The following is a 22,472-nucleotide window of genomic DNA, read 5'->3' on the forward strand; positions in this document are numbered from 1 at the left end:
CCAGATATCACAAGGATCACGCCATGAACCACGACGTCATCATTACCTGCGCCCTCACCGGCGCTGGCGACACGGTTGCCAAGAGCCACCTGGTCCCGGTCACCCCGCAACAGATCGCCGCCGCCGCCGTAGAAGCCGCCAAGGCCGGCGCCACCGTGGTCCACTGCCACGTCCGCGACCCGCAAACCGGGCGTTTCAGCCGCGACGTCAACCTCTACCGGGAAGTCATGGAGCGCATCCGCGAGGCCGACGTCGACATCATCGTCAACCTCACCGCCGGCATGGGCGGAGACCTCGAGATCGGCCCCGGCGAATCGCCCATGGAGTTCGGCCCCGGCACCGACCTGATCGGCCCGCTGGAGCGCCTGGCCCACATCGAGGCGTTGCTGCCAGAGATCTGCACCCTTGACTGCGGCACGCTCAACTTCGGCGACGGCAATGCCATCTACGTTTCCACCCCGGCGCAGCTGCGCGCGGGCGCCAAGCGCATCAGCGAACTGGGCGTAAAGGCCGAACTGGAGATCTTCGACACCGGCCACCTGTGGTTCGCCAAGCAGATGATCAAGGAAGGCCTGCTCGACGACCCGCTGTTTCAGCTGTGCCTGGGCATCCCCTGGGGCGCGCCGGCCGACACCGGGACCATGAAGGCCATGGTCGATAACTTGCCGCAAGACGCCACCTGGGCCGGCTTCGGCATCGGCCGCATGCAGATGCCGATGGCCGCCCAGGCGGTGCTGCTCGGCGGCAACGTGCGGGTCGGCCTGGAAGACAACCTGTACCTGGACAAGGGCGTGCTGGCCAGCAACGGCCAACTGGTCGAGCGCGCGGTGGAGATCGTCAGCCGCCTCGGTGCCCGCGTGCTCACCCCTGCCGAAGGCCGGGCAAAAATGAACCTCAAGCGCCGCTAAGCCCGCCTTTTTCAGGAGATCAACATGCCCTTCATCACCGAGATCAACACCTTCGCCGCGCTTGGCAGCGGCGTCATCGGCAGCGGCTGGGTGGCACGCGCCCTCGCCCACGGCCTGGACGTGATTGCCTGGGACCCTGCCCCCGGCGCCGAACAGGCCCTGCGCCAACGCATCGCCAATGCCTGGCCAGCGCTGGAAAAACAGGGCCTGGCACCCGGCGCTGCGCAGGATCGCCTGCGCTTCGTCGACACCATCGAAGCTTGCGTGCGCGATGCCGATTTCATCCAGGAAAGTGCCCCCGAGCGGCTGGAGCTCAAGCTTGATCTGCATGCCCGAATCAGCGCGGCGGCCAAGCCGAACGCGATCATCGGCTCAAGCACCTCCGGACTGCTGCCCAGCGAGTTCTATGAGTCGGCGACGCACCCCGAGCGCTGTGTGGTCGGCCATCCGTTCAACCCGGTCTACCTACTGCCGTTGGTAGAAATCGTCGGTGGTCGCAACACCGCGCCCGAGGCGATCGAGGCGGCGAAAACCATCTACAGCGCCCTCGGCATGCGCCCGTTGCATGTGCGCAAGGAAGTCCCCGGTTTTATCGCCGACCGCCTGCTCGAAGCGCTCTGGCGCGAGGCTCTGCACCTGGTCAATGACGGCGTGGCAACCACCGGCGAAATAGACGACGCGATCCGCTTTGGCGCCGGCTTGCGCTGGTCGTTCATGGGCACCTTCCTGACCTACACCCTGGCCGGCGGCGATGCGGGAATGCGCCACTTCATGGCCCAGTTCGGCCCTGCCCTGCAGTTGCCCTGGACCTATCTGCCGGCGCCGCAGTTGACCGACAAATTGATCGACGATGTGGTCGAAGGCACTGCCGAGCAACAGGGCGAGCGCAGCATCGCCGCGCTGGAGCGCTATCGTGATGACTGCCTGCTGGCAGTGCTGGACGCGGTGAAAACCACCAAGGCCAAGCACGGCATGGCCTTTGCCGAGTGAGGAGAGACGTATGCCGGCACTGATCACCTACCGCACCCCGGTCGAGGAGGCCTGGGTCGACTACAACGGGCACCTGCGCGACGCCTATTACCTGCTGATCTTCAGCTACGCCACCGATGCGCTGATGGAGCGTATCGGCCTGGACGCCGACAGCCGTGGCCAGCGTGGGCATTCGCTGTTCACCCTGGAGGCGCACATCAATTACCTGCATGAGGTAAAGCTGGGTACCGAGGTGTGGGTGCAGACGCAGATCATCGGTGTTGATCACAAACGCCTGCATCTGTCCCACAGCCTGCACCGGGCGGGGTTCGATGAAGCGTTGGCGGCCAGTGAGCAGATGCTGTTGCATGTGGATCTGGCAGGGCCGAAATCGGCGCCGTTCAGTCAGACCAGCCAAGACTTGATACTGGCGCTGGTGCAGGATCAACACGATCAGCCCCCTGCGCGCTATCAAGGTCGGGTCATCAGCCTTAAGGGGTGAGGGAATCTGTTGGCTTGGTGATTGCGCTACGGTTTCCCTCGCTCCAGTCTCCTGAAGTCGCGAAATTACGGGCGGTGTCTGGGCTGGCGTTATCTTCGATAGTGGCATGGGTGGTGGATATTCGGGCCTCTTCGCGGGGCAAGCCCGCTCCTACAGGATTTGCGCTGAATTCAAAATTTGCGCAATCCCTGTAGGAGCGGGCTTGTCCCGCGAAGAGGCCGGTACTGCCAATGCAAATCGCAGGGCGCAGCCCTGCCAGCCACCCCACAAATCCGCTCGTAAACAAACAAAGCGAGAGCGCAGCGATTCGCCTGCCGTTGCCCTGGCTGTTGACCTTGATCTGGCTCTTGATCTACCAGCGACTTCAGGAGGCCGAGTGGAGGTCTTGCGCAGGGAGGTGGAGGCCATGGATGGCCGGAAAGCGCTGAGGCCCAGGATGGGCCGTACAGCGCGGTCCTCCCGGAGCAAGACCGGAGCGAGGGAACCCGGAGCGCAGCGGAGGGCCGGATGACGGAGCCGAGACCTTTTTGGTTACTTTTTGGGGCGTTTGCCAAAAAGTGACCCGCCGTAAGGGCGGAAGGGGCCAGAAAACCCACCCCATCAAACGGATAAGCCCACACCCGACAAGCCGCCCATCCCCCCCGCCAACCCGGAAAAACCCGGAAAAACCCCAAAAAAAATAACCCCGCAAAGCCGTGAGCCAGCGGGGCCAAGAGCGAGCAACAGCCACTGTGTCGAGCGAAGGTGACCAAACCCTCGGAATCGGTGAATGCCCCCAGTGTGCTGGCTTCCCGCACAGTCGATTTAGCCGGGAACGACCTGTTCTTAGCCAAAGCAGTCATGACGACATTCTGTTGTTGCGGCCGTGTCGCGCTGGACACAGAATCGGTCGTAAATCACAGCAGCACTCTCTTAGCGATAAAAGGGACAACAGCCATGATGCATGCGGATTTGATTGATCAAGACGACCTGTTGGGGCAGATGCGCGCGCGGGGCTTCGACATCCCGGCGGGTGCCAGTGCCGAGCAGGCCTGCGAGGTGGTGGTACGCGGACTCACCGAGCCGAATGCGCGGGCGCTCAAGGGCATGGTCGAGCAGATGTACACCGGTAGCGCGACGATTCTGCCGGCGGTGAGGCAGGCCATCGACAAACAGTTGCTGCCGGCGTTGGCGCAGTTCAACCAGCGCGGCTGATGTCCGAGATCCTGGGGCTGCTGCGCAGCCCCGGCAATCTCAAGCTCAAACCAAAGCGGCTTGTTTCTCCAACTCCAGCGTACGCTCGAACAACTCCGCCAGCCCAGCCTGGTGCGTCACCCCCACCACCGTACACGCCGGCAGTTCGCGCCTGAGCATCACCAGCAACCCGCGCGCAGACTCGCCGTCCAACTGACTGGTCGCCTCGTCCAGGTACAGCGTATCCGGCCGGTACAACAACGCCCGCGCCAGGCTCAGGCGCTGCTGTTCACCCCCAGAGAGCACCCGCTCCCACTCGGCCTCATCCCCCAGTCGCCCGCTCAACCGCGCCAGGCCCACCTTGCCCAGCGCATCGATCAGCAACCGATCATCGATCTCGCGCACTTGTGGATAAGCCAGCAACCCACCCAGGCTCATCTGCGGTAGATAAGGCTTTTGCGGCAACAACAGGCTACGCCCCGGCGGCAGTTGCCACTCGCCCAGGCAATACGGCCATAACCCCTGCAAGGTGCGCAGCAAGGTCGACTTGCCCAGGCCACTGCGCCCCGCCAGCCGCAGCCATTGCCCCTGCCCCACGCGCAGGTCGAGGTCGCTGAGCAACGCGCTGCCGTCCGGCCGGCACAGGGTCAGCCCCTGGAGGCACAGGCAGCTGCCCTGCGGCGCCTTGATCACCTGCTGGCGGCTGGCCTCGATAGCCCGCTCGAACTGGTCGAGCCGCTCCAGCGCGGCACTCCAGCGCACCAGCTTGTGGTACAGCTTGATGAACCAGCTCAGCGAGTCATGCACCGCACCGAACGCGCTGCGGATCTGCATCAGGCCACCCAGGGTGATGGTCTTGGCCATGAACGCCGGCAATGCCGCAAACACCGGCACGATCAGGCTGAAGCGCTGATAGGCGACCGTGAACAGACTGAGGTCACGTTCACGGCCCATGAGCTGCCGCCAGTTCTCGGCAATCGCCCGAAAGCGCTGCGCCAACTGCTGGCGTTCGACACCCTCGCCCTGGTACAGGGCGATCTGCTCGGCGTGGTCGCGCTTGCGCAGCAGGCTTGCGCGAAAGTCCGCTTCGCGGTGCTCGCGCTGGAAATTGAGCGCGTGCAACGGCTTGCCGATCAAGTGCGTCAGCACACTGCCGGTCAAGGTGTAGGCGACGACGATCCATACCAGGTAGCCATGCACGGTAAATGATTCGCCAAACACGCTGAAGGTCTGCACCCCGGAGAGGTTCCACAGAATCACCACGAACGCACCCACCTGGGCCAGGTTGACCACCAGCGAAGCCACCAGCTCAATGCTCAGGTCGACCATCAGATCGACGTCCTGGGCAATGCGCTGGTCGGGGTTGTCCGGTTCGCCCGCCAGGCCCAGGCGATAGAACGCCTGGTCGCCCAGCCAAGCATCGATCAGGCGCCCGGTCATCGCTTGGCGCCAGCGCAACACCAGGCCTTTGCGGATGTAATCAAGGGCGACGAAGATCAGCACATACACCCCGAGGTAGAGGGCGTACTCGCCGGCCAGCGCGTACAGCCCACTGCTGTCGAACGCCGCCAGGGTGTCGTAGAAGGTCTTGCTCCAACGGTTGATCAGCACATTGATCTGCACGATCAACAGGCCCAGGCCGATGATCGCCGCCAGCATCACCCAGGCCAGCCAGTGCTGGCGGTCTTGCCAGAACGGCCGGCTCAGGCGATAGAACGTACGCAAGGTGTTCACAGCGCCTGTTCCAGCGCAGTTGCCGAAGGCAGCAGGCGCAGTTGCACCTGGTTGGCAACCGGGAACAACTGACGTGCCTGCTGCTGCAGGGCCGGCAGGCTCAGCGCCTCAGGCAACCGCGCCTGGCTGCTGAGGTAGCGTGGGTCCTGCCAGTGGCGTTCGCTGAGGATCAGGCGCTTGAACTGGGTCTGCGGATCGTCACGGCGCTTGGCTTCCTGGCGGGACAGTTGCTTACGCTCAGCGAGCATCCACGCCTCGTCGACCGTCAGCCCGGCCAGCGTCTGCTGCGCCAGCGCCCACAGTTCATCGACGCGAGCGGGGTCGCAGGTGAAGTTCAGGCGGCTCTCGATGCGCTGGGTGTCCGGGTTGAGTTCACTCTCGAAGCTCAACCGATAGACCCCCGACGCCTCGCCGCGCAATTGCTGCTTGAGGCGCTGATTGGCCAGGTCGCGCAGCACTGCTACACGCATGGCGGCTTCCGGGCTCCACGGCTGCGACTGATAGCTGGTGGCGTCCAGCACCACCCGCGGCTCCAGTGCGATGGGCAGGTCTTGGCGGCGTTGACCGGGCTGCTGCAGGACCGGCTCGGTGCTCAGGGCAGCTTGCCTAGGCAGGCTCGCCAGTTGCTCACTAACCCACGTTTCGAGCTGCGCAGGCTCGATGTCGGCCATCAGGTAGTAGGTGACCGGTGCCAGGCCAAGACGCTGCCAGTCGGCATTCAGTTGCTCGCGGCTCAAGGCCTGCAAGGTGGTGATAGCCGGCGTTTGCCAGTGATCAGCACCGTACTTGAGCGTGCGCTGGCGGCTCTCCTGCAGCGCACGCACATCGTCTGGCCGACTGCGCAGGCGCTGTAGCAACTCGTCACGCGACGCGCTGAACTGCACAGGGTCGATGCTGGCCTGCTGGCTGATGCGATAGCTTTGCAGCAGGCTCGGCAGTTGCTCGGGCGTGCCACTGAGATTGAGCTGCAGGCGCTGTGGTTGATGGGCAAGGCTGATGGTCGCGCGCTGTTGCTGGCGCCAGTCTGCCAAGGCCTGCGGATCGCCACCCTGCTGGGCGCTGCGCAACGCCAGTTGCGCGGCCATCTGCAGGCGCCAGCCGGGGGCTCCTGCGACGCTGTAGCCGGCGGACGACTCAACCTGCAGCAAGGCACTGCCTTCTGGCCCGTTGCGGCGCAACCAGACCAACCGATCGCCATTGCTCAACGTCCAGTGTTCGACCTGCTCCTTGGCGAAGGTCTTGCGTGCGCTCACTGTGCCCGCCGGGCCTGGCGCGGGCGGCTCGAAGGGCGCTACTGGCGCCAGCGAGGCGGGCGGTGTGCTGGAAGGCGCGGACAGGTTGGTCTGAGCCAGGCTCGCCTGCAGCGCCTCGACCTCGGCCACCGTTGGCAGGTGGGTCAACGAGGCACGTGGGGCGCTGATCTGCAGCACCCGGTCGCGGCTGGCCAGCCAGCGCCGCAGGCGCTGCTCGAGGTCGCTGCGGTCGATGCCTTCGAGCACTTCCAGGTAGCGACTGGCGGAGGCGTGGCGCTCTACCACACGGCCATTCGGCGCACTGGCGTTGTTCAACTGCTCGACCCATTGCTCGAAGGTACGCGGGGTTGGCTTGGCCAGGGTCTTGGCGCCCAGGCTGCGGATATGCGCCTGTTCATGGGCGAAGTCCGCGTCGCTGAAACCATGCTGGCGCAGGCGCTCGAGCTCGCTGAGCAACTGGCGCAAGGCCTTGTCGTGGGCCTGGCCGTCGACACTTGCAGCGATGCCCAGCACCGTCGAGTGGTTGCCGATCAGGGTCTTCTGCGCGACCAGGCTTTTAACCCCAGGCTCCAGTGGCTGGCGGCGCAGGCTGTCGAGCAGGACGGCCAGGGTCATGCGGTCGATCAGCCGCTCGCGCAGGGCGGCGCGGCTGGTGCCGCGGCTGTCCGGCTCGTACAGGCGGAACAGCAGCGATACCTGATTGCTGCCCGACTGTGGGTCTTGCAGGCGGAAGATTTTCAGCTTCTCGTCCAGCGTCAGGTCGCGGTACTCGCGCAGCGGGCGGCTACCGCCCTCGACCTTGCCAAAAGCCTGCTCGATCTGCGCCAGCATGGCCTTGGGCTCAAAGTCGCCCACCGCCGACAGGACCATGTTCGGCGCCTGGTACCACATCGCCTGGAAGTCTTGCAGGCTGGCCAGGCTTGCACTGCGAATGGCCGCCTCGTTGCCGATGGTGCGGTGCTCGGGATAACGCGAGCCGACCCGCTGCGAGGCGGTGCGTTGCTGGTTCATGCGCTGGGCCACGCCGAGGCCGCCGCGCCATTCTTCGATGACGATCGGCCGTTCGCGTTCAAGGTCAGCCGCGCTGTAGTCCGCGGCGAAGACCAGATCAGCCAGCGCCTTGAGCGCTTCAGGGCTTTGCCGTACGCCGGCCGGTGGGCTGAGCATGAACTGGGTACGTTCGTAGTTGGTCACGGCGTTGAAGTGACGGCCTTGTACCCAGCCCAGCGCGGTCATGCGCTCGCGCAGGTTTTGCGCCTGCCCGGCGCGGCTGTGGAACACCAGGTGTTCGACCATGTGGGCGACGCCGACCTGGTCGTCGGCCACGTCGATCGAGCCGGCATTGACCGTCAGGCGCAGGTCGAGCCGGCCCGGCTGGGCGGTCTCGCGCACCAATCGGTATTGCAGGCCGTTGGCCAGGGTGCCTTGGCTGACGTGGCTGTCCCAGGGCAATGGTGCATCGGCTTCAGGCAGCGCCACGCAGGCGCCGAGCAGCAGCGGGCCGAGCAGGCCCGCAATGAGCTTTTTCATCAGGTTATCCACGGTTTCTTATTGGGAGGTCAGAAGCGGTAGCCGACTTCCAGCCAGTACTGGCGGCCGACTTCGTAACTGACCAGGCTGACCGACTCGCGGCTGGAGATCTTGTTGACCTTGTCGGTGACGTTGGTCACGTCGACGTTGACGAAGAACGCCTGGTCCTTGCCGGTGGGGATGTCCCAGGCGAACTTCATGTCCCAGGTTGGCGCGGCCGGTGTGGCCACGGTCTCGTAGCGGCTGAGCACCTCGCCATCGACTTCGATGTCCTGATCAAGGCTGACGACCTGGTCATACGCGCCGCGATAACGGAAGAAGTTGCTGATCGACAAGTTCCACTGGGGAATGTCGGTGATGGTGATCAGGCGTGCGGTCCATGGGCGGTTGTAGTCGCTGCCTGGCAACTCGTTGTAAGGAATACGCTTGCCGTCGAGCACCACATCGTTGCCGGACAACTCGTCGCCATCCAGGCCCGCCTCGTAGGTCGAACCGTAACCACTCTTGGTCCGCGACCAGTCCAGGGCCAACTGCAGGCTGGTGCTGGTGCCCTTGAAGCGCAGGGCTTGCATGGGGGTGACGGTCAGGCTGAGGTTCTCGCTCGCGCTGCTGCCGGCGTTGAGGTAGGCGTAGTAGTCCTTGCTGTAGCCTTCGGGAATGTCCTTGGCGTCCAGGTTGTAGTAGGGCCGGGTGCGGTAGATCTGGCCCTTGCCCTTGCGATTGACGTACTTGAGCTGGAATTCGGTGTCGAGCCAGCGTTGGTTGAGCCCCAGCATCCACTCATCGTCGTAGGGGATGTCCATTGTGGAGAACTTGCTCATGTTCTTGTTCTGGCTGGACAGCGCCCATTCGCCGTCCTGGCTGGCCCGGGTGTAACGCGAGGTATACGCCCGGCGGCCATCGGCCAGGCGGTACTTGAACAGGTTGCGCCCGTAATAGCGGTTGGCACCGAACACCAGCACCGTGCTGCGGTCGCCAAAGAAGTCATAGTCGCCGGCAAAGCGCGGCGCCAGGCTCTTCTTCTGCATGTAGTCGTCGCCTTCGTAACGCAGGCCGGGACGCAGGGTGAGGTTGCCGTAGCCGATTTCGTCCTGGACGAACAGGGCGTACTTCTTCTGCGCGATGTCTACCTTGCCGGCGCCGTAGACCATCATCGCCGAGCCGTACTGACGGCTGTTGCCGTTGAGCAACTGGCCATTCGAGCACCACGGATCAGCGCCACCGCAGACACCGTTGTCACGCTTCAAGGTGGTGATCGACAGGGCCTCGTCCTCACGCTCCCAGGTCGCCCGCTGGTAGCCCAGTTCGACTCCGGAGGTCACGCTGTGGGTAGTGCCTGCGATGTTGAACGTCTGCCAGTCGACCTTGAGTTTGTAGTCGATGCTGCGCTGGGTCTGGTACAGGCTGCCGAACCAACCTTCGGGGCTGCGCGCGCTGGAGGCGTCAGGGTTGCCCCAGTCCTTGGTGTCGGACCAGTACCACATGATCAGGTCGTCGCGATCGGAGTCGCGCGAGGCATACAGGTTGCTCACCGCCAACTGTTGGGTCCAGCGCGCGCTGTCGCCCTCATAGATCGCCTTCAGCGAACCCTGCCAGCCGCCGTTGATGTTGGTGTAGCCGGAGTCGCTGTAATCCTCACGGAAGTAGGTGTTCTCTTGCGGGGCGTAGACGATCGAGGTGTCCAGGGTCAGGCGATCGTTGACCGTCCAGTAGGTCTTGAGCAGGAAGTTGTCCAGCGACCGGGTCTGCTCCTGCTCGTTGTCGTTGTTGGGGCTGTTGTAGCCGTTGGCGTAGCTGCGCAGCGGCAGGTACGAGCGCTTCTGGGAGAAGTTGAACAAGGCGCCGAAGTCGTCAGTGAGGTGCCCTTCGAGCGTGCCGCGCAGGGTGGTCTTGGTGAACTCGGGCTGGTTCTTCTCGTTCGACGAGGTTTCGAAGGTCTCTTGGTTTTCCCGGGTAATGTGGTAGCGGGTCCACTCCGAGCGGGTCATGGCGTAGGAGAGCTTGCCGTGCAGGTCCTGGCTCGGACGCCGGGTAATCGCATCGACCACGCCACCATTGAAGCCGCCGTATTCGACCGGCACGTTGCTGTCGTAAACCTTGACCTCTTCGAGCAGGTCGGCGTCCAGGGCGATGCCGTGCGATCGGCTGGGCGCCGAGTCGTACTGGCGTGTCTCGTTGTAGCCATGCGCGCCCGGGTCGAGGTCGTTGTTGATCGAGATGCCATCGATCATGAAGTTGTTCTGGTAGAACTTGGCGCCGTTGATGCTGACGTCGGCCGGGTCGATTTCGCCGGGGGTGTTGGAGCTTTTCTGGTCGGTGCTGAACTGCACGTTGGGGTGCATCTGCAACAGCGTGGTGATGTCGCCGTTGGCGCCGGGGAAAGCCTGGATCGCTTTGCGGTCGATGACCGTCGCGCCCATGTAGCTGTTCTCTTCGGTGTCACCAAGGATCACCGTGTTGTGCAGCTCCAGCGAGCCGTCGGCGCTACTTTGCAGCAGGCGAAAAACCAGTGCGCCGGCCTCGTACTCCCAAGTGATGCCGCTGCCCTGAAGCAGTCGCGAGAGCGCCGCTTCACTGCTCAGGTGGCCGCTGATGGCGGTGGAGTGCAGGCCGTCGAGCAGGTCCGGGTCGACCGTGACCTGCAGGTCGCTCTGCTGGCCGAAGTTGATCAGGGCGATAGCCAGTTTCTGCGCCGGAATGTCGAACGCATGCACCTGGGTCAGCACGGCGCGCTCGGCAGGTTGCTCGGCATGTGCCGGAATTACCGCGAATGCGCAGCACAGGCCGAGCATGCCGCCCCCTGCCGCGTGCTTCAGGCGCAACGACCAATCCCGCGCTGGGCGCGGCCTACGGCTAGCTACTTCAGTCATCCCACGTCCCCGCCCCGGACAGATTCCGGGCAGCTAAAATGAATACGAATCGATCTCAGTTATTGCGCGCGGGAACAAGACGGGGGAGTTCGGGGATTTTTCAGAAAATTTTGAAATATTTTTTTAATGGGAGATTTTAGGGCTGCTGCGCAGCCCATCGCGACACAAGGCCGCTCCCACAGTGATGGCGCCAGCTCGAGGTTTAGTGCAAGACAGTTGCCACAGTTCAGAGCGCGCCGCCCAACCTGTGGGAGCGGCCTTGTGTCGCGATGGGCCGCAAAGCGGCCCCAAGATGTTACGGCCGGCTCAAAACCACCAGCCACGGCCCATAACGGGTGACCTTGCCACCATGCGGCCGAACCACGGCACTCAACGCCGCTTGCGGCTTGCGCAAGTCATACACGCCGGTCACGCGCTTCTCACCCAGGCCCTTGTCTTTCAGCACAACCTTGCCCGGCAGATAACGCCCCAGCGCTTCAACCAGCTCGGCCACCGAGGTCTCATCGGCAATCAGCTGACCCTGGCGCCAGGCGGCAGCCTGCGATGGCTGGAACGTCCGCACCTGCACCAGCCCATCGACATAATGCAGACGCTGCCCAGCTGTCAGCGCGCTGGACAACGCGCGTGAACGCTTGGCGTCATCCACCCGCACCGAACCGTGCTCGACATCGACATCGACCCCGCCCGGGCGCAGCTCGACGTTGAACGCAGTACCGGTCACGGTCACCCGCACCTCGGCGGCGCGCACGTGGAACGGCTTGGATGGGTCTGGCGTAACCTTGAAGAATGCCTGCCCGCTGAGCAGGCGCACATCGCGGCGCGTACCGGCGTAACTGACGGCGATGGCGGTGTTGCTGTCCATCTGCACCACGCTGCCGTCGGCCAGGGTGATATCCCGCGTTTCACCCTGGGCAGTGCGGTAGTCGGCCTGCAGGCGCACGCTCAGTGACGGCGCTACGGCAACCATCAGGCAGGCCGCCACGGCAGCGCCAAGCCACCAGCGCCGGTGCGAGCGCTTGCTCGGCAAGGGCACTACATTGGCCGCAGGCAATGGTGGCCACTGTTCGGCCGTGGTCGGCGCCTGTTGCCCGGTCAGGCGCCAGACCCGTTCGGCCTTGCCATAGGCCTCGGCATTGGCGACGTCGCTGGCGCACCACTGGGCAAGCGCTGCGCGCAGTTGGGCATCGTGCGGGGCCTGCTGCACGCGCAGGAGCCAGTCCAGAGCCTGGTCGCGGCGGCTGGATACGGGGTCTGCTGGCATCATGTCCGGCAAGTCTCCTCAGGGCTCGGGGGCGCGAAGGGTCGCACAGAGTCGGCCCGTTCGGCAAAGGACGCGCCAGCGCCGGGTTTTTTCAGATATTCGTTCACAGCTCGCCCTCCAGCCGTTCCAGGCAATGACGCAGGGCGTCATGGACCAACTGGTGGACCAGGCTGACCGAGACATTCAGGTGAGTCGCCACGTGCTGCAGGTGAAGCCGCCGAGGCGGTGCATCTCGAAGGCCAGGCGGGTGCGTTCGGGCAGTTCCTCGAGGGCACGGCTGACCGCAGTCAGTTCATTCTGCTGGCTGATCGCCTGTTCGGGCGAGGCACTGCCGGAGGGCAGTTCGGCGAGCATCTCGTCACTACCGGGCTGGATCTTCTCGGTGGCGCTACGGCGGGTCTGGTCGAGGGCGAGATTGCGCACGATGCGGTACAGGTAGCTGGCCGGGTGACGAATATCGGCATTGTCATCCTGGCGGCTGAAGCGCAGCCAGGCTTCCTGCACCACATCTTCGGCACGGGCACGACAACCCACGATCGGCGTGGCGTAATCGACCATCGCCGCCCGGTGGGTCAGGTACAGCTGGAGTTTGTCGTCCGCCACGGGGTGGTATGCCAGTGCTGCTCGGGGGCGGCGATGTTACCCGTAGTTGCGAATCATTATCAACATAATAGGCGTGCTTCGCACGCCCATACCTTCAGAGCCTTACGCTGGCAAACGTCGATTCGTTGCGCGCCTGGCTCAGCGCTGCCAACGGCCCGCTGTGCGGCGACAGCGCCATCGCTTGTGGGATTGGCATCATCGCCACTTGCTGGGCGGTGTTGGAGCCCACGCGTTCATCACGCGGCGGAATGCCGAAATACTCGCGGTAGCACTTGGAGAAGTGCGGGGTGGAGACGAAGCCACACACCGACGCCACTTCGATGATCGACATCGGTGTCTGCTTGAGCAACTGCCGGGCACGGATCAGACGCAGCTTGAGGTAGTAACGCGACGGCGAGCAATGCAGGTACTTCTGGAACAGCCGCTCGAGCTGGCGACGCGACACCGCGACGTACACGGCGAGTTCATCCAGGTCGATCGGCTCCTCGAGGTTGGCCTCCATCAGCGCGACAATCTCCTGCAGCTTCGGCTGGTTGGTGCCGAGCATGTGCTTGAGCGGCACGCGCTGGTGGTCCTGCTCGTTACGGATACGCTCGTAGACAAACATCTCCGAGATCGCTGCCGACAGTTCACGGCCGTGATCGCGGCTGATCAGGTGCAGCATCATGTCCAGCGGCGCGGTGCCGCCGGAGCTGGTGAAGCGGTTGCGGTCGAGGGTGAACAGGCGGGTGCTCATGTTCACCCGCGGGAAGGCTTCCTGCATCGAGGCCAGGCACTCCCAGTGCACGCTGCAATCGAAACCGTCGAGCAGGCCGGCGCAGGCCAGTGCCCAGCTACCGGTACACACCGCGCCGAGGCGGCGCGACTGACGGGCCTGGGATTGCAGCCAGGTCACGTGCTCACGGGTCACGGTGCGCTGGATACCGACGCCACCGCAGACGATCACGGTGTCGATCGGCGGCGCGCTGTGCATCGCCGCATCCGGGGTGATCTGCAAGCCATCGCTGGCCCAGACCTGGCCGCCATCGACGGTCAGCGTGTGCCAGCGATACAGCTCGCGGCCAGACAACTGGTTGGCCATGCGCAGCGGCTCGACGGCCGAGGCCAGAGAAATCAGGGTGAAGTTGTCCAGAAGGAGAAATCCGATGGACTGGGGTGCTGTGCGGTTCTGGGATGGGTTCCCGGAGGTGGACGACGTCATCGCGATTTCTCCTCACACAAATGCAGGGGGTGCCTCAGGCGGGCACTGATTTTGTAATGGCCCCAGTTCGCTTGCGGGGGCTTTGGTCTTTACAACGCAATTGGCGTGCCTGAAATTGAACGGGCATCCAATAACTTCTAAAAGCGACCTTTCAGGCCTGATAATTGGGACATTTCCTACAACCTGTCAGGGGACTAAAAGCGCCGTGGCAGGGCATCTGCTGTGTTGCTGTGAGCATTTAGGTAGCAGTGGGTGGGAACATGTCCGTCAACGACAGGTTTAACTGTCACCGCCTCAGTATCTGCCTGCTGCACAGTTAAGTTGAAAATGCAGATGACCGGCGCACCAAAACAGAGCATCAACATCATTTCGGCGGTACAGCCATTCGCGGGGCAAGCCCGCTCCTACAGGAGCGTTGTGCCCTGTAGGAGCGGGCTTGCCCCGCGAAGGTGTCTGCAGCAATTGCAGTTCAGCACTCGATCGCACTGACCGCCAGCCCGCCGCGCGAGGTTTCCTTGTACTTGTCGTGCATGTCGGCGCCGGTATCGCGCATGGTGCGGATCACCTGGTCGAGCGAGATGAAGTGTTCGCCATCGCCACGCAAGGCCATTTGCACCGCGTTGATCGCCTTTACCGCAGCGATCGCATTGCGCTCGATGCACGGCACCTGGACCAGGCCACCGACCGGGTCGCAGGTCAGGCCGAGGTTGTGCTCCAGGGCGATCTCGGCAGCGTTCTCGAGTTGCCCCGGCGTCGCGCCGAGCACTTGCGCAAGGCCTGCGGCGGCCATGGCGCAGGCCGAACCGACTTCACCCTGGCAACCGACTTCGGCGCCGGAGATCGAGGCGTTCTTCTTGCACAGGATGCCCACCGCGGCAGCACTGAGGAAGTAATCCACCACGTTGGATTCATCGACCACATCGGAGAAGCGCATGAAGTAGTGCAACACCGCCGGGATGATCCCCGCGGCGCCATTGGTCGGCGCGGTGACCATGCGCCCGCCGGCGGCATTTTCTTCGTTGACCGCCAGGGCGAACAGGTTGACCCACTCCATGGCGCTCATGGTCGAGCCGATCACGTTGGGCTTGCCGATCTCCTGCAGGCTGCGGTGCAGCTTGGCAGCGCGCCTGCGCACATTGAGCCCGCCAGGCAGCAGGCCCTCGTGCTTGAGACCGTTGTTGACGCACTCCTGCATGGCCTCCCAGAGCTTGAGCAGGCCGGCGCGAATCTCGGCTTCGCTGCGCCAGACCAACTCGTTGGCCATCATCAATTGCGACACGCTGAGGTCGTTTTGCTTGCACAGGCGCAGCAGTTCGGCGGCGCTGTTGAAATCGTACGGCAGCACGGTCTGGTCGGCGTCGAGCACGCCGCTGGCAGCCTGGGCTGCATCGACCACAAAGCCGCCTCCGACCGAGTAGTAGGTGTCCTGGTGCAGCTCGCCGTGCTCGCCTTCGGCGATCAGGGTCATCGCATTGGGGTGGTACGGCAGGTTCTCGTCCAGCAGGAGCATGTCCCTGGCCCAGACAAACTCGATGGGCAGGCGATTATCCAGCTTGAGCAGGTTGGTTTCGCGCAGGTCGGCGATCCGCGGGACGATCTGGCTGGGGTCGATGGCGTCCGGCCACTCGCCCATCAGGCCCATGATCGTGGCGTGGTCGGTGCCGTGCCCGACGCCGGTGGCCGACAACGAGCCGTACAGGCGCACCTCGACGCGCCGCACCTGCTCCAGCTCGCCGCGCTCGCGCAGACCCTGGACGAACAGCGCGCCGGCGCGCATGGGGCCGACGGTGTGTGAGCTCGAAGGCCCGACACCAATCTTGAACAGGTCGAACACGCTGATGGCCATGGTCGCTTCACCTCTTGATGGGCTTGTCTGGCCGCGCCATATGGGCGACCCCGCAGCTGCTAGTCTGAAACCGGCGAGCTGCCGCTAATGCACGCATCATCGGGCTTTTACCCCTGCCCTCGCCGTCTGCAACCGACGTAGTTTTGTCCGACCGCGCCGCACTGATCCGGCCTTGTTCACGCCGCTTTCTGGCGAGCCGGTGACGCAAAAACGCGGTCGTGGGGGAGGAAAAATCCAGTTGCGACATTGCCCGTACTGGATGCGACCCATCCTGTACTGGATACGACCCTACCAGTAGGCGATTGCCCGGCGCTGGAGGATTATCGAAAGCGACTCGTATTGCACGGCCTCGCATCCTGCCCTCTGCAGGCCTGGTCGACCGGACCCTGAGAAACCCCGGCGGCCCACGCGAACCCGAAGAAAAAACTACAGGAGTCCACCCATGAAAGGTTCACCCTCGCTGTTGCTGGTCGCGTTGCTCGCAGCACCGTTGCTGGCCCAGGCCGCAGAACCCGAACAGTGCCAGACGGTAAGGTTCTCCGACGTCGGCTGGACCGACATCACCGTGACCACCGCAGCCACCAGCGTCGTGCTCGAAGCCCTCGGCTACAAGACCCACACCACCATGATCTCGGTACCGGTGACCTACAAGTCGCTGGCGGCCGGCAAAGACCTGGACGTGTTTCTCGGCAACTGGATGCCAACCATGGAGAACGATATCAAGCAGTACCGCGACGCGGGCACTGTCGAGACGGTACGGGCCAATCTGGAGAACGCCAAGTACACCCTGGCGGTGCCGCAGGCGCTGTACGACAAGGGCCTCAAGGATTTCGCCGACATCGCCAAGTTCAAGACCGAACTCAAGGGCAAGATCTACGGCATCGAACCGGGCAACGATGGCAATCGCACCATCCAGAGCATGATCGACAAGAACGCCTTCGGCCTCAAAGACGCCGGTTTCTCGATCGTCCAGTCCAGTGAAGCAGGCATGCTCTCGCAAGTCGATCGAGCGCAGAAGCGCGGTGATGCGCTGGTGTTCCTCGGCTGGGAACCACACCCGATGAACACCCGCTTCAAGATGCAGTACCTGACCGGCGGGGATGACTTCTTCGGCCCCGATTTCGGCAAGGCGACCGTGCTCACCAACACCCGCAAGGGCTACACGCAGGAGTGCAGCAACGTTGGCCAGCTGCTGAAGAACCTGTCGTTCGACCTCAAGGATGAAAGCACCATGATGGGCTATGTCCTGGACGACAAGATGAAGCCCGAGGCGGCCGCGCAGAAGTGGCTCAAGGCCAATCCAGGCAAGCTCGACACCTGGCTGGCGGGGGTGACCACCGTTGATGGCAAACCGGGGCTGGAGGCGGCCAAGGCCAAGCTGACGCAGTAATGGCACTACCGCGGGGCGGGACCGTGCCCGCCCCGGACTGATTCCAATCTATGCAGGTGGAAGCTCGCTATTATGCTTATTGATCAGAAAATACCCCTGGGACAGTACATCGCGTCGTTCGTCGAATGGCTGACTCAGAACGGCGCCGACTACTTCGATGCCATCGCTCAAGGCCTGGAATTCATGATCCATGGGGTCACCAGCGCTCTGACCTGGTTCAACCCCCTCGTCCTCATTGCCCTGTTCGCCGCCCTGGCTCACTTGATCCAGCGCAAGTGGTCGCTCACCGCATTCGTCGCCCTGTCGTTCCTGCTGATCCTCAATCTGGGGTACTGGCAGGAGACCATGGAGACCCTCGCCCAGGTGACCTTCGCCACCGTGGTGTGCGTGGCCATCGGCGTGCCGGTGGGCATTCTTGCCGCGCACAAGCCGATGTTCTACACCGCCCTGCGGCCGATCCTCGACCTGATGCAGACGGTGCCGACCTTCGTCTACCTGATCCCGACCCTGACCCTGTTCGGCCTGGGCGTGGTACCGGGGCTGATCTCGACGGTGGTCTTCGCCATCGCCGCGCCGATCCGCCTGACCTACCTGGGCATCTGCGATGTGCCGCAAGAACTGCTCGATGCCGGCAAGGCCTTTGGCTGCTCGCGGCGCCAGTTGCTCACGCGGATCGAACTGCCGCACGCGATGCCGAGCATCGCCGCTGGCGTGACCCAATGCATCATGCTCTCGCTGTCGATGGTGGTGATTGCTGCCCTGGTGGGCGCTGATGGTCTGGGCAAACCTGTGGTCAATGCACTGAACACCGCCGATATCTCCCTCGGCTTCGAAGCGGGCCTGGCGATCGTGCTGCTGGCGATCATGCTCGACCGTATCTGCAAGCAACCGGAAGTCACGGTAAGGGGTGAGGCATGAGCATCATTCGGTTCGAAGACGTCGACGTCATTTTCTCCAACAAGCCGCGCGAGGCCCTGGCCCTGCTCGACCAAGGCCAGACCCGCGAGCAGATCCTCAAGCAGACCGGCCTGGTGGTCGGGGTCGAAAAGGCCAACCTGGATATCAACAAGGGTGAGATCTGCGTGCTGATGGGCCTGTCGGGCTCAGGCAAGTCGAGCTTGCTGCGCTGCATCAACGGCCTCAACACGGTCAGCCGTGGCAAGTTGTTTGTCGAGCATGAAGGCAAGCACATCGACATCGCTCACTGCACCCCGGCGGAGCTGAAGATGATGCGCACCCAGCGCATCGCCATGGTGTTCCAGAAGTTCGCCCTGATGCCCTGGCTGACAGTGCGCGAGAACATCAGTTTTGGCCTGGAGATGCAGGGCCGTCCTGAGAAGGAACGGCGCAAGCTGGTCGATGAAAAGCTCGAGCTGGTCGGCCTTACCCAGTGGCGCAACAAGAAGCCCGACGAACTCTCCGGCGGCATGCAGCAGCGCGTGGGCCTGGCCCGAGCGCTGGCGATGGATGCCGATATCCTGCTGATGGACGAACCGTTCTCGGCGCTCGACCCACTGATCCGCCAGGGCTTGCAGGATGAACTGCTGGCGCTGCAGCAAAAGCTGAACAAGACCATCGTGTTTGTCAGCCATGACCTCGATGAGGCGCTCAAGCTGGGCAGCCGCATTGCGATCATGAAGGACGGGCGGATCATCCAGTACAGCAAGCCCGAGGAGATTGTGCTGAACCCGGCGGACGAGTACGTGCGCACCTTTGTCGCCCACACCAACCCGCTCAACGTGCTGTGCGGGCGCAGCCTGATGCGCACGCTGGACAAGTGCAAGCGGATCAATGGCTCGGTGTGCCTGGACCCGGGTGGCGATTCGTGGCTGGACCTGGGTGAAGGCGGCGCGCTCAAGCGTGCGCGGCAGGGCCAGAATGGCCTGGACATGCAGAACTGGGCGCCGGGGCAGGATGTCGCGCTACTGGACCGCAGGCCGACGGTGGTACATGCCGATATCGGCATGCGCGAGGCACTGCAGATTCGCTATCAGACGGGCAACAAGCTGGTGTTGCAGGAGAACGACCAGGTGGTCGGGATTCTCGGCGATACCGAGCTGTATCACGCGCTGCTAGGCAAGAGTCACGGGTGATGCCATTGGGGCCGCTGTGCGGCCCCAAATGCCGGCTCAGCGAACAACGATTCCGCGCGCCGCCATATAGGCCTTGGCCTCAGGCACCGTGTACTCGCCAAAGTGGAAGATACTCGCCGCCAACACCGCACTGGCGTGCCCTTCAACGATGCCGTCCGCCAGGTGCTGCAGGTTACCCACACCACCGGAAGCAATCACCGGAATCCCCAGCGCGTCGCTGATGGCCCGCGTCACACCGAGGTCGAAGCCGTTCTTCATGCCGTCCTGATCCATGCTGGTCAGCAGGATCTCACCGGCACCCAGGCCTTCCATCTTCTTCGCCCACTCCACCGCATCGAGCCCGGTAGGCTTGCGCCCGCCATGGGTGAAGATCTCCCAGCGCGGCGCTTCGCCCGGGCCGGAAACCTTCTTGGCATCGATGGCAACGACAATGCACTGCGAACCAAAGCGCTGCGCAGCCTCACCGACGAACTCCGGGTTGAACACCGCCGCGGTGTTGATCGAGACCTTGTCGGCACCGGCATTGAGCAGGTTGCGGATGTCTTGCACGGTGCGTACACCACCGCCGACGGTCAGCGGGATGAACACCTGGCTGGCCATGCGCTCGACGGTATGCAAGGTGGTGTCACGGCCATCGACGCTGGCGGTGATGTCGAGAAAGGTAATCTCGTCAGCACCCTGCTCGTCATAGCGACGGGCGATCTCTACCGGGTCGCCAGCATCGCGGATGTTCTCGAACTTGACGCCCTTGACCACCCGGCCGTTGTCCACGTCCAGGCAAGGGATGATGCGCTTGGCCAGTGCCATGTGTCGCTCCTCAGCCTTGGTAGGCGTCGCAGAAGGCCTGGGCCTCGGCGACATCCAGAGTGCCTTCGTAGATGGCACGGCCGGTGATCGCGCCGACGATGCCCGGCGCCTTGGCGTCGAGCAGGGCCTTGATGTCACCCAGGTTGTGGATGCCGCCGGAGGCGATCACCGGGATACGGGTGGCTTCGGCCAGGGCCTTGGTGAAGGGCACGTTGCAGCCCTGCATCATGCCGTCCTTGGCGATGTCGGTGTAGACGATCGCCGAGACGCCATCGGCCTCGAAGCGCTTGGCCAGGTCGATGACCTGCACCGAGCTGACTTCAGCCCAGCCGTCGGTGGCAACGAAGCCGTCCTTGGCGTCCAGGCCAACAATGACCTTGCCTGGGAAAGCCTTGCACGCTTCGGCAACGAACTCAGGCTGCTTGACCGCCTTGGTGCCGATGATCACGTAGCTGACGCCCGCCTTGACGTAGTGTTCGATGGTTTCCAGCGAGCGAATGCCGCCGCCGATCTGGATCGGCAGGTGCGGATAGCGCTTGGCGATCGCGGTGACCACTTCGCCATTGACCGGCTGGCCTTCGAAGGCGCCGTTGAGGTCAACCAGATGCAGGCGGCGGCAGCCACCCTCGACCCACTTGGCGGCCATGCTCACCGGGTCATCGGAGAACACTGTGGAGTCTTCCATGCGGCCTTGGCGCAGGCGTACGCAGGCACCGTCCTTGAGATCGATAGCGGGGATAATCAGCATCTTGGCAACCTGTCTAATCGTTGGAGTTCAGGGCTTCTCGAGCGCCCACAGGTCGCTTTCGATGCTCTCGAACCGCTCCTTGAGGTGCAGCTGAACATCGGCAATCGCCCTGTTGTAGTAATGGGGTGCAATTTCCTTGCTGAACAGGTCGAGGACCTCGGCCACCTCGAATGACCCCAGCTCAAGCTCGAAGCGGTCTTCGAGAAAGCGCTTGAGCGTATCGAGCGCTTCACGCTCCTGCTCGGGGGCCAGGGTTATGATCGGTGCCTTGGTCCGCGACTTGCTCATTTACCAGCGCCCATCCCAGGCAGCGAAGTTCTGCAGCAACTGCAGGCCATGGGTGTGGCTCTTCTCTGGGTGGAACTGCACGGCAAAGCGCGAACCTTCGGCCAACGCTGCAGCGAAGTCGACGCCGTAGTGGCCGCGGCCGACTACCTGGCCTGGCTTGCCGGCGTTGATGTAGTAGCTGTGCACGAAGTAGAAGCGCGCGCGGTCGGGGATGTCATGCCAGAGCGGGTGTTCGACCGCGTGGCTGACTTCGTTCCAACCCATGTGCGGCACCTTGAGATGCTCGCCGTCTTCTTGCAGGTCCTTGCCGAAGAACTTCACCTGGCCGGGGAACAGACCAATGCAGTCGACGCCGTCGTTCTCTTCGCTGTGCTCGAGCAGCGCTTGCATGCCCACGCAGATACCGAGAAACGGCCGGTCCTGGCTGACCTCGCGGACCAGGCTGTCGAAGCCCAGGCGGCGGATCTCGGCCATGCAGTCGCGAATCGCGCCGACGCCGGGGAATACCACCCGGTCGGCTTCGCGAATCACGGCGGCGTCGCTGGTAACCAGCACTTTGCCGGCGCCGACGTGCTCAAGCGCCTTGGCCACCGAGTGCAGGTTGCCCATACCGTAGTCGATTACGGCTACCGTCTGCATTTACAGGCATCCCTTGGTCGACGGCATCTGCCCGGCCATGCGCTCGTCCTGAGTCACGGCCATGCGCAGGGCGCGACCGAAGGCCTTGAACACGGTCTCGATCTGGTGGTGGGTGTTGTGCCCACGCAGGTTGTCGATGTGCAGGGTGACCAGGGCATGGTTGACGAAGCCCTGGAAGAACTCCTGGAACAGGTCGACGTCAAAACCACCGACCGAAGCGCGGGTGTAGGGCACGTGCATCTGCAGGCCAGGACGGCCGGAGAAGTCGATCACCACACGCGACAGGGCTTCGTCCAGCGGCACATAGGCATGGCCGTAGCGGAAGATGCCTTTCTTGTCACCGATGGCCTGGGCAAACGCCTGGCCGAGGGTGATGCCGACGTCTTCGACAGTGTGGTGGTCATCGATGTGCAGGTCGCCCTTGCACTCGATGTCCAGATCGATCAGCCCGTGCCGGGCGATCTGGTCGAGCATGTGTTCAAGGAAAGGCACACCGATATCGAATCGGGCCTTGCCACTGCCATCGAGGTTGATCGAGGCCTTCACCTGGGTTTCCAGGGTATTGCGCTCGACGGAAGCCTTACGTTCGACCATCACCAGCTCCGCAAAATCATTGGGCGAAAAGGCGATCATTATAGGCCTAGAACGCGCCCGCTT

Annotated in this window: 19 protein-coding genes; 7 read left to right on the forward strand and 12 right to left on the reverse strand. The window is 63.5% G+C overall.

Annotated elements, in window-relative coordinates:
• Positions 1-23 precede the first annotated feature (23 nt).
• The 4 genes from J3B00_RS00725 (at position 24) to J3B00_RS00740 (ending at position 3,573) form a co-directional block, all read left to right on the forward strand.
• A complete protein-coding gene (locus J3B00_RS00725; protein WP_209862147.1) occupies positions 24-908 on the forward strand; it encodes a 3-keto-5-aminohexanoate cleavage protein in 885 nt (294 codons plus the stop codon).
• Positions 909-932: 24 nt separating this feature from the next.
• On the forward strand, positions 933-1,898 hold the full coding sequence (locus J3B00_RS00730; protein ID WP_209862150.1) for an L-carnitine dehydrogenase: 966 nt from the start codon (positions 933-935) through the stop codon (positions 1,896-1,898).
• Positions 1,899-1,908: 10 nt separating this feature from the next.
• Complete coding sequence (locus tag J3B00_RS00735; RefSeq protein WP_209862154.1) at positions 1,909-2,379, forward strand: thioesterase family protein; 471 nt, start codon at positions 1,909-1,911, stop codon at positions 2,377-2,379.
• A gap of 936 nt (positions 2,380-3,315) precedes the next feature.
• Positions 3,316-3,573, forward strand: coding sequence for a hypothetical protein (locus J3B00_RS00740; RefSeq protein WP_209862158.1), 258 nt, complete (start codon positions 3,316-3,318; stop codon positions 3,571-3,573).
• 45 nt (positions 3,574-3,618) lie between these two features.
• Here J3B00_RS00740 and J3B00_RS00745 read toward each other — a convergent pair whose 3' ends face one another.
• From J3B00_RS00745 to J3B00_RS00775, 7 genes are all read right to left on the reverse strand, one after another.
• Positions 3,619-5,286: an ABC transporter ATP-binding protein/permease gene (locus tag J3B00_RS00745; protein ID WP_209862161.1), complete on the reverse strand. Its 1,668-nt coding sequence runs from the start codon at positions 5,284-5,286 to the stop codon at positions 3,619-3,621.
• Entirely contained in the window at positions 5,283-8,069 is a 2,787-nt protein-coding gene (locus tag J3B00_RS00750) for a M16 family metallopeptidase (protein ID WP_209862164.1), read from the reverse strand. The genes J3B00_RS00745 and J3B00_RS00750 overlap by 4 nt, the downstream gene beginning before the upstream one ends.
• Positions 8,070-8,098: 29 nt before the next feature.
• Complete coding sequence (locus J3B00_RS00755) at positions 8,099-10,891, reverse strand: TonB-dependent receptor (RefSeq protein ID WP_245362459.1); 2,793 nt, start codon at positions 10,889-10,891, stop codon at positions 8,099-8,101.
• Positions 10,892-11,234: 343 nt separating this feature from the next.
• On the reverse strand, positions 11,235-12,203 hold the full coding sequence (locus tag J3B00_RS00760) for a FecR family protein (protein WP_209862167.1): 969 nt from the start codon (positions 12,201-12,203) through the stop codon (positions 11,235-11,237).
• A 180-nt stretch (positions 12,204-12,383) separates the two neighbouring features.
• Positions 12,384-12,803, reverse strand: a complete 420-nt coding sequence (locus J3B00_RS00765) for a sigma-70 family RNA polymerase sigma factor (RefSeq protein ID WP_348635927.1) — start codon at positions 12,801-12,803, stop codon at positions 12,384-12,386.
• 94 nt (positions 12,804-12,897) lie between these two features.
• Complete coding sequence (locus J3B00_RS00770) at positions 12,898-14,004, reverse strand: GlxA family transcriptional regulator (RefSeq protein ID WP_209862174.1); 1,107 nt, start codon at positions 14,002-14,004, stop codon at positions 12,898-12,900.
• A gap of 469 nt (positions 14,005-14,473) precedes the next feature.
• The gene (locus tag J3B00_RS00775) at positions 14,474-15,850 is read right to left on the reverse strand and encodes an L-serine ammonia-lyase (RefSeq protein ID WP_209862178.1); all 1,377 of its coding nucleotides are present in this window, start codon (positions 15,848-15,850) and stop codon (positions 14,474-14,476) included.
• A 442-nt stretch (positions 15,851-16,292) separates the two neighbouring features.
• Between J3B00_RS00775 and J3B00_RS00780 the strand changes: the two genes are divergently transcribed.
• The 3 genes from J3B00_RS00780 to choV all read left to right on the forward strand — a co-directional run bounded on the left by J3B00_RS00780 (position 16,293) and on the right by choV (position 19,333).
• Positions 16,293-17,240, forward strand: coding sequence for a choline ABC transporter substrate-binding protein (locus tag J3B00_RS00780; protein ID WP_209862183.1), 948 nt, complete (start codon positions 16,293-16,295; stop codon positions 17,238-17,240).
• Between the two features lie 69 nt (positions 17,241-17,309).
• Positions 17,310-18,158, forward strand: coding sequence for a choline ABC transporter permease subunit (gene choW, locus J3B00_RS00785; protein ID WP_209874483.1), 849 nt, complete (start codon positions 17,310-17,312; stop codon positions 18,156-18,158).
• Complete coding sequence (gene choV, locus J3B00_RS00790; RefSeq protein WP_209862187.1) at positions 18,155-19,333, forward strand: choline ABC transporter ATP-binding protein; 1,179 nt, start codon at positions 18,155-18,157, stop codon at positions 19,331-19,333. Before choW ends, choV begins: the two co-directional genes overlap by 4 nt.
• A 36-nt stretch (positions 19,334-19,369) precedes the next feature.
• Here choV and hisF read toward each other — a convergent pair whose 3' ends face one another.
• Genes hisF through hisB form a run of 5 tightly spaced genes read right to left on the reverse strand, consistent with a single transcriptional unit; the run spans position 19,370 to position 22,409 of the window.
• Positions 19,370-20,140 carry an imidazole glycerol phosphate synthase subunit HisF gene (gene hisF, locus J3B00_RS00795; protein WP_209862190.1) on the reverse strand — a complete coding sequence of 257 codons (771 nt, stop codon included), beginning with the start codon at positions 20,138-20,140 and terminating at the stop codon, positions 19,370-19,372.
• A 10-nt stretch (positions 20,141-20,150) separates the two neighbouring features.
• A complete protein-coding gene (gene hisA, locus J3B00_RS00800) occupies positions 20,151-20,888 on the reverse strand; it encodes a 1-(5-phosphoribosyl)-5-[(5-phosphoribosylamino)methylideneamino]imidazole-4-carboxamide isomerase (protein WP_119137503.1) in 738 nt (245 codons plus the stop codon).
• A gap of 27 nt (positions 20,889-20,915) precedes the next feature.
• Positions 20,916-21,176 carry a DUF2164 domain-containing protein gene (locus J3B00_RS00805; RefSeq protein WP_186552794.1) on the reverse strand — a complete coding sequence of 87 codons (261 nt, stop codon included), beginning with the start codon at positions 21,174-21,176 and terminating at the stop codon, positions 20,916-20,918.
• Entirely contained in the window at positions 21,177-21,815 is a 639-nt protein-coding gene (hisH, locus tag J3B00_RS00810) for an imidazole glycerol phosphate synthase subunit HisH (protein ID WP_209862193.1), read from the reverse strand.
• Positions 21,816-22,409, reverse strand: a complete 594-nt coding sequence (gene hisB, locus J3B00_RS00815) for an imidazoleglycerol-phosphate dehydratase HisB (RefSeq protein WP_209862196.1) — start codon at positions 22,407-22,409, stop codon at positions 21,816-21,818.
• Positions 22,410-22,472: the final 63 nt, after the last annotated feature.

Origin of the sequence: Pseudomonas sp. BP8, from assembly GCF_017875955.1 — a bacterium.
GTDB lineage: Bacteria > Pseudomonadota > Gammaproteobacteria > Pseudomonadales > Pseudomonadaceae > Aquipseudomonas.